The sequence below is a fragment of the Micrococcus sp. LASM2_SD2 genome (genome assembly GCF_057364565.1).
Map to the genome: position 1 here is coordinate 1 of NZ_JBNFOB010000060.1, position 10718 is coordinate 10718.

A 10718-nucleotide genomic window follows, 5' to 3' on the forward strand; every position below is an offset into this window, starting at 1 on the left:
GACCTCGCCCGACGTGGCCGCCCCACCACCGCCGGCGCCGCATCGGCCTGGTGCTCGCCGGGCTCATCGCGCTGGCCGTGGTGCTCTCGGCCGTGCAGATCTGGGGTGGCCAACCCGCTGGCCGCGGCCCCGGACGGCAGGGGACTCGGGGAGGTCTACGCGGACCTCGGTGCCGCCGGCGAGCTGTCCGGCCAGTGGTTCGCCGCCCTCATGCACGTGGCCGGGCTGGCCGCCGCGGGGATCCTCGCCTGGTTCACGATCGACCGCTATGAGGTCTCCCGCTCCGTCCTGGCCGCGGCCGGCGGGATGCTGCTGGCCCTGGCCGCCCCGGCCTACTGGCTTGCCTCCTTCCACATGGGCATGGGCCTGGCGGACACCTACGGCATCGGCGGGGCCGACCACTCCCGGCTCTCCTGGGTGGTGTACCTGCTCGCCCTCGTCGGCGTCGCGGTGCTGGTGCGCGAACTGCTCGCCGGCCGGCGCGCCGCTCCGGCGGCCCGCTGAGCCGTCCCACCAGGCAGTCCTTCCCGACGACGGCCGCGCGCCTCCGGCTGCCGGCGTATGTCTGCTCGTGGGACCGCCTCCGGCGGGGCCGGCTCAGGCGAAGATCAGGGCGACGACCATCATGGCCGGGATCGCCAGCACCGTGGTCACCAGGACGGTGTCCTTGGCGACCACCTGGCCGGTCTCGTAGCGCACCGCCGCCACGAACACGTTCTGCGCGGTGGGCAGGGATGCCAGCACCACGGCGATCATCAGCTCTCGGCCGTCCAGCCCCACCACGAACGCGCCGATCAGCCAGGCGATCACCGGGTGCGCCACCAGCTTCATCGCGGAGGCAAGCAGGGCGTCCCCGACGCGCCCGTCGGCGCGGCGCAGCGGCCGCGAGTCGGCCAGGGACATGCCGAACGCGATGAGCATCGCGGGGATGGACAGGCCGCCGATCAGCTCCACCGAGTCCCACAGCGGCGCCGGCAGGGACCAGCCGGAGGCGGAGAAGACCAGGCCGAGGATCGAGCCGACGATCATCGGGTTGCGCGCGGTCTGCCCCAGCTGGCTCGCCACCCGGCGGAACCGGCCGTAGGCGGAGGGGGAGCGATGCGCGGAGGGCGAGCGGCCGTCGTCGGGAAGCGGGGCCCGGTCCGACTCCGCCCGGCGGGATTCCGCGGCGAGCGCGGCCTCCACCGCGGTGATGTAGACCGGCGTGTAGACCGCAAGCTGGAAGAGGATCACCGGCGCGGCCAGGGCGGCGTCCCCGAGGACGTAGGCGGCGATCGGCAGGCCGAGGTTCGCCGAGTTCACCATCGAGGAGCTCAGCGCGGCGATCACCCGCTCGGAGCCGGTCCGGGCAGGCAGCACGAACCGGGCCACCAGCATGAACGCGGCGGCGCACACGAACGCGGAGGCGGTCGCCACCCACAGCTGCGGGCCGAGGACCTCCGCCACGTCCGCCTGGGACAGCGTGGTGAACAGCAGGGCGGGGGAGCCGATGAAGAACGCCGTGCGGGAGAGCACTGTCCGGCCCTCCGCGCCGAGCACGCCCGTGCGTCCGGTGAGGAAGCCCACGCCGATGATCACCCAGATCACGGCGAAGCCGGAGAGCACCTCGGCCATGCGGACCTCCTCGGCGGCAGGGGGCGGACATGCGTTCGGCCCCGGACCCACGTGGGTCAGGGGCGAACGATGCGGAGAGCGGGCGACGGGAATCGAACCCGCGTATCTTGCTTGGGAAGCAAGCGCTCTACCATTGAGCTACGCCCGCAGGTGCCTCCCCACTGTACACCGCGCCGGCGTCCGGGATGCGCCATGACCGGCATCACGTCCGGGCCGGTCCTGCGCTACGGTGATCCTGTGTTGCTCTCCGACCGTGACATCCGCGCCGAACTCGACGCCGGCCGCGTGGCCCTGGACCCCTATGACCCGGCGTTCGTCCAGCCCGCGTCCATCGACGTGCGCCTGGACCGCTTCTTCCGGCTCTTCGACAACCATCGGTACGCGCACATCGACCCCTCGGTGGAGCAGCCGGAGCTGACCCGCCTGGTGGAGGTCGCCCCGAACGAGGCGTTCGTGCTGCACCCGGGCGAGTTCGTCCTCGGCGCCACCTACGAGCAGGTCACCCTCCCGGACGACATCGCCGCCCGCCTGGAGGGCAAGTCCTCCCTCGGCCGCCTGGGGCTGCTGACCCACTCGACCGCCGGGTTCATCGACCCCGGGTTCTCCGGCCACGTCACCCTCGAGCTGTCCAACACCGCGACCCTGCCGATCAAGCTGTGGCCGGGCATGAAGGTCGGCCAGCTCTGCTTCTTCCGGCTCTCCTCCGCCGCCGAGCACCCGTACGGCTCCGGGCCCTACCTCAACCGCTACCAGGGCCAGCGCGGACCGACCGCGTCGCGCTCGCACCTGAACTTCCACCGCACCGTGATCGAGGGCTGAGCCGAGATGAGCTCCGCCGTGGACCCCGTGCACACCGAGGGAACGACGACGGAGCGCGCCTCCGTCTCCAGGCGACAGGTCGCCGCGTGGGCGGCATGGGACTGGGGCTCGGCCGCCTTCAACGCGGTCATGGTCACCTTCGTCTTCGGCACCTACCTCTCCTCCGCGGCCTTCGGCCCCGATGCCCGCGGCACCGAGTGGCTCTCCCGCGGCATGGCCGTGGCCGGGGTGATCATCGCGCTGACGGCCCCGGTGATGGGACGGCGGGCGGACCAGGGCGGCCGGCGGAAGCTGTGGCTGGCACTGAACACCGCGGTGGTGATCGCCGTGACGGGGCTGAGCTTCTTCGTGGCCCCGACCGAGCAGCACCTGCTGCTCGGCGTGGTCCTGCTCAGCATCGGCACGGTGTTCTTCGAGTTCGCCGAGGTGCAGATCAACGCGATCCTGGTGCAGATCTCCACCAGGGAGACGGTAGGCCGGATCTCGGGCATCGGCTGGGGCGCCGGCTACCTCGGCGGCATCGTGCTGCTGCTGATCGTCTACGTCGGCTTCGTCTCCGGGGACACCGCCTGGTTCGGGATCCCGCAGGACGAGTCCCTCAACATCCGCGCGGTGGCCGTGGTGGCCGCCGTCTGGTTCCTGGTGTTCTCGCTGCCGGTGCTGCTCGCCGTGCCGCGCCCGAAGGCCGCGCAGGCCGAGGGCGCCGGGGCCCCGGCCGAGACCGTGCTGGGCTCCTACCGGGCGCTGTGGGAGCGGCTGCGTCGCCTGTGGCACGAGGACCGGAACACCCTGATGTTCCTGGCCTCCTCGGCCGTCTTCCGGGACGGCGTGGGCGCGGTGTTCGTCTACGGGGCCATCCTGGGCACCACGGTCTTCGGCATCGACGACGCAGACGTGATCATCTTCGCGATCGTGGCGAACGTGGTGGCCGCCGCGGGCGCCTTCGCGGGCGGCTGGCTGGACGACCGGATCGGCCCGCGGGCGGTGATCCTCGGCTCCCTGGCCGCGATGTGCGTCTCCGCCGTGGTGTTGTTCTTCTCCGACGGGCCGCCGGCGTTCTGGATCGGCGGGCTCGTGCTGTGCCTGTTCGTGGGGCCGGTGCAGTCCGCGTCGCGGGCGTTCCTCGGCCGCCTCACCACCCCGCAGACCGCCGGCGAGCTGTTCGGCCTCTACGCGACCACCGGCCGAGCGGTCGGGTTCATCACGCCCGCCCTGTCCTCGGTGGCCCTGGCGATCACCGGGGACCAGCGCTGGATCATCCCGACCATCGTGGTGGTCATGCTCGCCGGCGGACTTTTGTTGCTCAGAGTGAACAACCCCCGACAGCCCGTCGGTGAGGTGCAGACGCATCGCTAGACTGGGGAGGACCCTCGCCTGCTCGCTGACGAAGGGACCCCATGCTCGTCACCCTGATCGCCCTGTTCGCGGTCTCTATGGTGGCGCCCTGGATCTTCCGCTTCACCGGCCGGCAGGGGTTCTACGTGCTCGCCGCGGTGCCCGCGGCCGGCTTCGTCTGGCTCCTGACCCGCCTGCCGGACGTCTTCGCGCTGCAGTCAGCGATCGATGCCGGGGAGCCGGTTCCCGCGCAGGCAGCGGGGCTGGTGCGCGACATCGCCTGGGTCCCGTTCCTGGACGTGTCCCTGAGCTTCCGGCTGGACGCGCTCTCCGCGTTCATGTCCCTGATCGTGCTCGGCGTGGGCGCGCTGGTGCTGGCCTACTGCGCCCGGTACTTCCGCACGCATGAGAAGAAGAACGCCGTCTTCGGCGGCCAGCTGCTGGCCTTCGCCGGCGCGATGTTCGGCCTGGTGACCACGGACGACCTGATGGTGCTCTACACCTTCTGGGAGATCACCTCGGTCCTGTCCTTCCTGCTCATCGGCTATGCGGGACAGCGCATCTTCGCCCGCCGTTCGGCCATCCAGGCGCTGATCGTCACCACCTTCGGCGGCCTCGCCATGCTGGTCGGCCTGCTCATGCTGGGCATCCAGGCCGGCTCGTGGAAGGTCTCCGGCGTCCTGGCGGCGGCCCCCGGGCTGCTCGCCGACCCGGCCCTGCGCGGCTACGCGGAATGGGCCGTCGCCCTCGTGCTGATCGGCGCGCTGACGAAGTCCGCGCAGATCCCGTTCCACTTCTGGCTGCCCGCGGCCATGGCGGCGCCGACGCCGGTCTCGGCCTACCTGCACGCCGCCGCCATGGTGAAGGCCGGGATCTTCCTCGTGGCCCGCCTCGCCCCGGCCTACGCCGGTCTGGTCAGCTGGCAGGTCCTCGTGCTCGGCGTCGGCCTGGCGACCCTCGTGGTGGGCGGCTACCGCGCCCTGCGGCAGACGGACATCAAGCTCGTGCTCGCCTACGGCACCGTCTCCCAGCTCGGCTTCCTCATGGTGGCCAACGGCTTCGGCACCCGGGACGCCGCCATGGCCGGACTCGCGATGCTGATCGCCCACACCCTGTTCAAGGCGCCGCTGTTCATGGTGGTCGGCATCATCGACCATGAGACCGGCACCCGTGACGTGCGGAAGCTCTCCGGCATCGGGCGTCGGCACAAGGTCCTGGCCGGCATGACCGCGGTGGCCGCGGCCTCGATGGCCGGGCTGCCCCCGCTGTTCGGCTTCGTGGCCAAGGAGTCCGTCCTCGAGGCCGCCCACCACACCGCCGAGCACGGCGGCACCGTCTGGGCCTGGACCCCGCTGGTGGTCCTCTCCCTCGGCTCCGTGCTCACCGTGGCCTATACATGCCGCTTCCTCTGGGGCGCCTTCGCCACCAAGCACGAGGAGGGCGAGGACGGTGCCGTCCGCCCGGTCCCCGCGACCGCCTTCCACACCCCGGTCACCGCGCTGGAGATCGGACCGGCCATGGTGCTCACGGTCCTCTGCCTGGCGCTGGCCGTGGTCCCCGGCCCCATCGAGCAGGTCATCACCGCCCACACCGGCGCGGTCGCACCGCTCGACCCTGAACAGAAGCCGGCCTACCTCGCCCTGTGGCACGGGCTGACCCCGATCCTCGCGCTCTCGGCGGCAATCGTCGGCGCCGGACTGCTGCTGGCCTGGCATCGCACCCGCGTCGAGGCGGCCCAGGCCCGCGTCCAGTTCCCCGTGGACGCGGCGAAGACCTACCAGCGGCTCGTCGGCCTGCTGGACGAGGTCGCGGTGTGGGTCACCGGTCGCACCCAGACGGGCTCCCTGAGCGCCTACCTCGGCATCATCCTGACGGTGGCCCTGGCCCTGCCGCTGTTCTTCATGCTCTTCCCGGCAGGGGAGCACGACCGTCACATCGCGACCCTGTGGACGCAGGCGGACCTCGTGGTCGCGGAGGACGCGGCCCAGGCCTTCGTGGTCCTGACGATCGCCGTCGGCACCGTCGGCGCGGTCCGCGCGCACCGACGATTCGTGGCCGCCCTCCTGGTGGCCATCACCGGCTACGGAGCCGCGGCGATCTTCGCGCTCCGCGGTGCCCCGGACCTGGCGATCACCCAGGTCCTGGTGGAGACCATCATCCTCGTCACCCTCGTGCTGGGCCTGCGCACCCTGCCCGCGAGCTGGGACAAGCGCTCGTCCGGGAAGACCCGCCGCGGGCCCCGTCTGGCGATCGCGGTGTCCTTCGCCCTGGTGATGATGTGGGTCGCCGCCACCTCCCTCGCCGCCCGCACCGCCGAGCCCGTCTCCCTGCGCATGCCCGAGCTCGCCTACACGGAGGGCTACGGCACCAACGTGGTGAACGTGATCCTGGTGGACATCCGTGCCTGGGACACGTGGGGGGAGATCACCGTGCTGGCCGCGGCCGCCACCGGCGTCGCCTCGCTGATCTTCCTCCAGCACCGGGACCGCCGCGGACGGTCCCTGTCCGACGTGAAGACCGGCTCGGTGGGGCGCATCACCGCCGAGTCCGCGATGGGCACCGCCGTGCTCTCGACCGTGCGCCGCTTCGCGGTGGACGATTCGTCGGCCTGGCTCGAGGGCGGCCGCACCCTGGCCCCCGAGCGCCGGTCCATCGTGTTCGAGGTCGTCACGCGCCTGATGTTCCACTCGATGGTGCTCTTCTCCCTGTACCTGCTGCTGGCCGGTCACAACACCCCCGGCGGCGGCTTCGCCGGCGGCCTGCTGGCGGGCCTGGCCCTCACCCTGAGGTACCTCGCCGGCGGCCGCTACGAGCTGCAGGCCGCCCTCAAGGTCCCCGCCGGCGTGCTGCTCGGCGCCGGGCTCGCCCTCGCATCGCTGGCGGGCCTGATGCCGCTGTTCTTCGGCGGCCAGGTCCTCCAGTCCGCCTACGTCGAGTTCCACGACCTCTGGCTGCTCGGCGACGTCAAGCTGGTCACGGCCACGGTGTTCGACATCGGCGTGTACCTCGTGGTCGTCGGCCTGGTCGTGGACGTGCTCCGCTCCCTCGGCTCCGAGATCGACCGCCGCGGGGACGAGGCTCGGATCGCGCGGGAGAAGGCGCGGCGCCACCGCAGGCGCCGGCACCACCGCACCGGCGTGTCCCGGCGCCGTCGCCGGCCGGCCGGGCAGCGACGTGCTGGCCGCAGGAAGACCCACCCACACCCCCACGACCGCAGAGGAGGCCGGACGATGATGAGCGTCGACCTGGCACTGCTGGTCGCCATGGGCGTCATGTTCGCCGGCGGCATCTACATGCTGCTCGAGCGCACCCTCACGCGCATCCTGCTCGGCATCATGCTGATCACCAACGCATCCATCATGCTGCTGCTGGTCACCGGCGGCCGCTCCGGCGACGCCCCGATCCGCGTCGAGGGCAAGGACCCGGCGACCTACTCGGACCCCCTGCCGCAGGCGCTCATGCTCACCGCGATCGTGATCGGGTTCGCCGTCACGGCGTTCCTGGTGGCGATGATCTACCGCTCCTGGCTGCTCAGCCGCGAGGACGTGGTGGCGGTGGACCCCGAGGACGTCAAGGTGGCGACCCAGGAGGCCTTCGACGCGGAGGAGGACGCGGAGCTGGAGGAGGAGACCTCCGAGTTCCTGGACGACTCCCTCGACCCGAACGCGGACTACGAGCACACCTCGGAGCGCCGCAGGACCGTGCGGGAGGTCGCGGCCCGCCGCAGCCACCCCGCCGGCAAGGCCGGGGCCGCGAAGCAGGTCAACCGGGGCGTCCCCACCGAGGCCACGGACGGCGACCACCCGGGGGACACCGCGCTCGAGGAGCGTGATCGCCCGTGATCATGCTCGGCTCGACCCCGCTGACGGACCTGGCGCCGCTGGCCGTCCTGCTGCCCGTGCTCGGCGCGGCGCTGACCTTCACCCTGGTGCGCCGGCCGCGGGCGCAGATCACCGTCACCATCCTGACCCTCGCCCTGACGTTGGTGCTCAACATCGGGCTGCTCGCCGTCGTCTGGAAGACCGGCGCCGCCGCCGTGAACATCGGCGCCTGGGCCCCACCGCTCGGCGTCTCCCTGGTGGTGGACCGGCTCTCCGCCCTGATGCTGGTGATCTCCTCGCTGATCACCCTGGCGGTGCTCCTCTACGCCACCGCCCAGGGCGTGGTGGACGAGGACGAGGGCGGCCCCGTCTCGATCTTCCACCCGACCTTCCTGATCCTGGTGGCGGGCGTGTCCAACGCGTTCCTGGCCGGAGACCTGTTCAACCTCTACGTGGGCTTCGAGATCCTGCTGACGGCCTCCTACGTGCTCCTCACGCTCGGCGGCACCGGACAGCGCATCCGGGCCGGCACCACCTACGTGGTGGTGTCCGTGATCTCCTCCGTGGTGTTCCTCGTGGCCATCGCCATGATCTACGCCGCCACCGGCACCGTGAACATGGCGGACCTGGCCGGCAAGCTCGGCCAGCTGCCCACGGACGTGCAGATGGTCCTGCACGTGATGCTGCTGGTGGGCTTCGCCATCAAGGCGGCCGTCTTCCCGCTGTCCTTCTGGCTGCCGGACTCCTATCCCACCGCCCCGGCCCCGGTCACCGCGGTGTTCGCGGGCCTGCTCACCAAGGTGGGCGTCTACGCGCTCATCCGCACGGAGACCCTGCTCTTCCCCGGCGAGCACGTCAACGCGCTGCTGATGATCGTGGCGGCGCTGACCATGGTGGTCGGCATCCTCGGTGCGCTGGCGCAGTCGGACCTGAAGCGAATCCTGTCCTTCACGCTGGTCTCGCACATCGGCTACATGATCTTCGGCCTGGGGCTGGCGTCCCAGCTGGGCCTCGCCGCCACCGTGTTCTACGTGGCGCACCACATCACGGTGCAGACCGGCCTGTTCCTGGTCACGGGGCTGATCGAGAACCGGGCCGGCACGGCCAACATCGACCGGCTCGGCTCCCTGGCGTTCGTCTCGCCCCTGGTGGCCGTGCTGTTCTTCATCCCGGCCATGAACCTCGCCGGCATCCCCCCGTTCTCCGGGTTCTTCGGCAAGATCGGCCTGCTGGCCGGAGGCATCGAGCTGGCGACCCCGCTGGCGTGGGTCCTCGTCGCGGTCTCCGTGGTGGTGTCCCTCATGACCCTGCTCGTCGTGGTCCGTGCCTGGGCTCGCGCGTTCTGGCGCCGCATCGAGGACGTCGAGCATCCCCCGGCCCAGCTCGTCTCCGCATACCAGCGGACCAAGGCCGCAGGCCGCCGGCCGAAGCCGCTCAGCATGGGGCTCGTCCTGCCCACCGCGGGCCTGGTGACGCTCGGCGTGGCGTTCACGGTGTTCGCCGGACCGCTCTACGACCTCTCCGACCGTGCGGCGGAGGACATGATGGACCGCACCCCGTACATCACCGCCGTGCTGGGCGACGCCGCGGCGGAGCAGGCTGCGGAGGACCTCGCCCACGACCCCGCGGAGGAGGGACATGACGGACGCTGACACCGCCGCGGACACCCGCCCCACGGGCATGCGCCGCCTCCTGCCCCAATGGCCCGTCGTCCTCTTCACCGTGCTGCTCTGGTGTGCCCTGTGGCAGGACTTCAGTCCGGGCGTCGTGGTCATGGGGCTCGTGTTCACCGTGCTCGTCAAGGCCCTGTTCCCACTCCCGCCGGTGCAGTTCCCGGGGCGGTTCCACCCCTGGTGGATCCTCGTCTTCACGGCCACGTTCCTCAAGGACGTCGTGGTCGCCTCGATCGCGGTCTCCACCGTGGTGCTGCTGCGCCCACGGTCCTCCCGGCACTCGATCGTGGAGGTGCGCCTGCGCAGCCACGACGACCTGATCGTCACCGTGACCAGCCATGCGCTCGCGCTCGTGCCGGGCTCGATCGTCCTGGACGTGGACCGTTCCACCGCCACCCTGTACCTGCACTGCCTGGACGCCATGGGGCAGGAGCGTCTGGACCGGATCCAGGCGAACGCCCTGGCCGTGGAGGCCCGCGCCATCCGTGCGATCGGCTCGGCGGAAGACCTCGAGCTGGTCCGCCGGTACCCGGACAGCGCCCCGCCCTACGCGGACCTGGACGACCACCGCCGTCATCCCCCGCACATCCACCGTCCGGCCGTCGGGACCGAGGAAGGAGGCCGCCGATGAGCACGCCCCTGTTCGTGGCCGCCGTCGTGGGCGGCGTGATGCTGGCCGTGGGCGCGGCCGGCTCCATCCTGCGCATTGTCCGCGGGCCGTCGCTGCTGGACCGGGCCATCGCCTCGGACGTCCTGCTGGTGGTGCTCTCCGGCGCCCTGATCCTGGACATGGCGGTCAACCGGCACACGAACACCATCGTGCTGGTCGTCCTCGCCTCCATGGTCGGGTTCGTCGGGTCGGTGACCCTCGCCCGCTTCGTGGAGGACAACCGGCCGGACCACTCCCAGGAGGCCGGCGCGCAGATGCGCCCCGATCCCTCCACCGCCGACCGCGCACCCCGCATGCCCGCCGACGCGAAGGAGGACCGCCGTGGCTGACTCCGCCCTGCTCTGGGACACCGTCGCGGCCGTCCTGCTCATCGCCGGCGCGGCGCTGTCCCTGATCGCCGGCGTGGGCCTGACCGTGTTGCCGGACCTGCTCTCCCGCATCCATGCCGCCGCGAAGCCGCAGGTGCTCGGCCTGCTGCTGATGCTCGCCGGGCTGGCGGTCGTGTGGCGTGCCTGGGTGTGGCTGCCGATCCTGGTCTTCGCCTGGCTGCTGCAGATGGTCACGGCCCCGGTCGCGGCCCACCTCGTCGCCCGCGCCGGCTACCGCACCCGTCACGTCAAGCGTGAGCTGCTGTACCGGGACGAGCTCGCCGCGGTCGTCCGCAGCGGCCGGCACAGCGAGCACCCCTCGGACACGGCGCCCCAGCCGGTCGTGCCCGCTGACCGGAGGCCCGCACCGGGCACGTCCTCCCGGGACTGACGTCCCCTGCCCAGCCCCGCCCACGAC

The 10718-nt window shown here is 71.7% G+C and carries 9 protein-coding genes, 1 tRNA gene and 1 pseudogene; 9 read left to right on the forward strand and 2 right to left on the reverse strand.

All coding sequences use genetic code 11. The features are described from left to right. A partial coding sequence (locus AC2W7A_RS05085) for a hypothetical protein (protein WP_485990400.1) occupies nucleotides 1–504 on the forward strand: 504 nt, incomplete at its 5' end. A gap of 93 nt (nucleotides 505–597) precedes the next feature. Here AC2W7A_RS05085 and AC2W7A_RS05090 read toward each other — a convergent pair. After that, entirely contained in the window at nucleotides 598–1614 is a 1017-nt protein-coding gene (locus AC2W7A_RS05090) for an AEC family transporter (RefSeq protein WP_485990401.1), read from the reverse strand. A 77-nt stretch (nucleotides 1615–1691) separates the two neighbouring features. Beyond that, nucleotides 1692–1762, reverse strand: a tRNA-Gly gene (locus tag AC2W7A_RS05095). A gap of 89 nt (nucleotides 1763–1851) precedes the next feature. Here AC2W7A_RS05095 and dcd point away from each other — a divergent pair. From dcd to mnhG, 8 genes and pseudogenes are all read left to right on the forward strand, one after another. After that, a complete protein-coding gene (gene dcd / locus AC2W7A_RS05100) occupies nucleotides 1852–2433 on the forward strand; it encodes a dCTP deaminase (protein ID WP_485990406.1) in 582 nt (193 codons plus the stop codon). A 6-nt stretch (nucleotides 2434–2439) separates the two neighbouring features. Beyond that, on the forward strand, nucleotides 2440–3789 hold the full coding sequence (locus AC2W7A_RS05105; protein WP_485990402.1) for an MFS transporter: 1350 nt from the start codon (nucleotides 2440–2442) through the stop codon (nucleotides 3787–3789). A gap of 41 nt (nucleotides 3790–3830) precedes the next feature. Then, nucleotides 3831–6899: pseudogene (locus AC2W7A_RS05110) on the forward strand (Na+/H+ antiporter subunit A); the annotation flags it as partial. 102 nt (nucleotides 6900–7001) lie between these two features. Further along, the gene (locus AC2W7A_RS05115) at nucleotides 7002–7610 is read left to right on the forward strand and encodes a Na(+)/H(+) antiporter subunit C (RefSeq protein WP_485990407.1); all 609 of its coding nucleotides are present in this window, start codon (nucleotides 7002–7004) and stop codon (nucleotides 7608–7610) included. Between the two features lie 2 nt (nucleotides 7611–7612). Continuing rightward, entirely contained in the window at nucleotides 7613–9241 is a 1629-nt protein-coding gene (locus tag AC2W7A_RS05120; RefSeq protein ID WP_485990408.1) for a Na+/H+ antiporter subunit D, read from the forward strand. Next, nucleotides 9228–9893, forward strand: a complete 666-nt coding sequence (locus AC2W7A_RS05125) for a Na+/H+ antiporter subunit E (protein ID WP_485990403.1) — start codon at nucleotides 9228–9230, stop codon at nucleotides 9891–9893. The genes AC2W7A_RS05120 and AC2W7A_RS05125 overlap by 14 nt, the downstream gene beginning before the upstream one ends. After that, nucleotides 9890–10261, forward strand: a complete 372-nt coding sequence (locus tag AC2W7A_RS05130; protein WP_485990404.1) for an MrpF/PhaF family protein — start codon at nucleotides 9890–9892, stop codon at nucleotides 10259–10261. The genes AC2W7A_RS05125 and AC2W7A_RS05130 overlap by 4 nt, the downstream gene beginning before the upstream one ends. After that, nucleotides 10254–10691 carry a monovalent cation/H(+) antiporter subunit G gene (gene mnhG, locus AC2W7A_RS05135; protein WP_485990405.1) on the forward strand — a complete coding sequence of 146 codons (438 nt, stop codon included), beginning with the start codon at nucleotides 10254–10256 and terminating at the stop codon, nucleotides 10689–10691. Before AC2W7A_RS05130 ends, mnhG begins: the two co-directional genes overlap by 8 nt. The last annotated feature ends 27 nt before the right edge of the window (nucleotides 10692–10718 follow it).

What these genes read in the sequence shown, in the direction of transcription:
- AC2W7A_RS05090 (WP_485990401.1), bottom strand. Translation starts at nt 1,614, where the DNA reads ATGGCCGAGGTGCTCTCCGGCTTCGCCGTGATCTGGGTGATCATCGGC.
- AC2W7A_RS05105 (WP_485990402.1), top strand. Translation starts at nt 2,440, where the DNA reads ATGAGCTCCGCCGTGGACCCCGTGCACACCGAGGGAACGACGACGGAG.
- AC2W7A_RS05115 (WP_485990407.1), top strand. Translation starts at nt 7,002, where the DNA reads ATGAGCGTCGACCTGGCACTGCTGGTCGCCATGGGCGTCATGTTCGCC.
- AC2W7A_RS05120 (WP_485990408.1), top strand. Translation starts at nt 7,613, where the DNA reads ATGCTCGGCTCGACCCCGCTGACGGACCTGGCGCCGCTGGCCGTCCTG.
- AC2W7A_RS05125 (WP_485990403.1), top strand. Translation starts at nt 9,228, where the DNA reads ATGACGGACGCTGACACCGCCGCGGACACCCGCCCCACGGGCATGCGC.
- AC2W7A_RS05130 (WP_485990404.1), top strand. Translation starts at nt 9,890, where the DNA reads ATGAGCACGCCCCTGTTCGTGGCCGCCGTCGTGGGCGGCGTGATGCTG.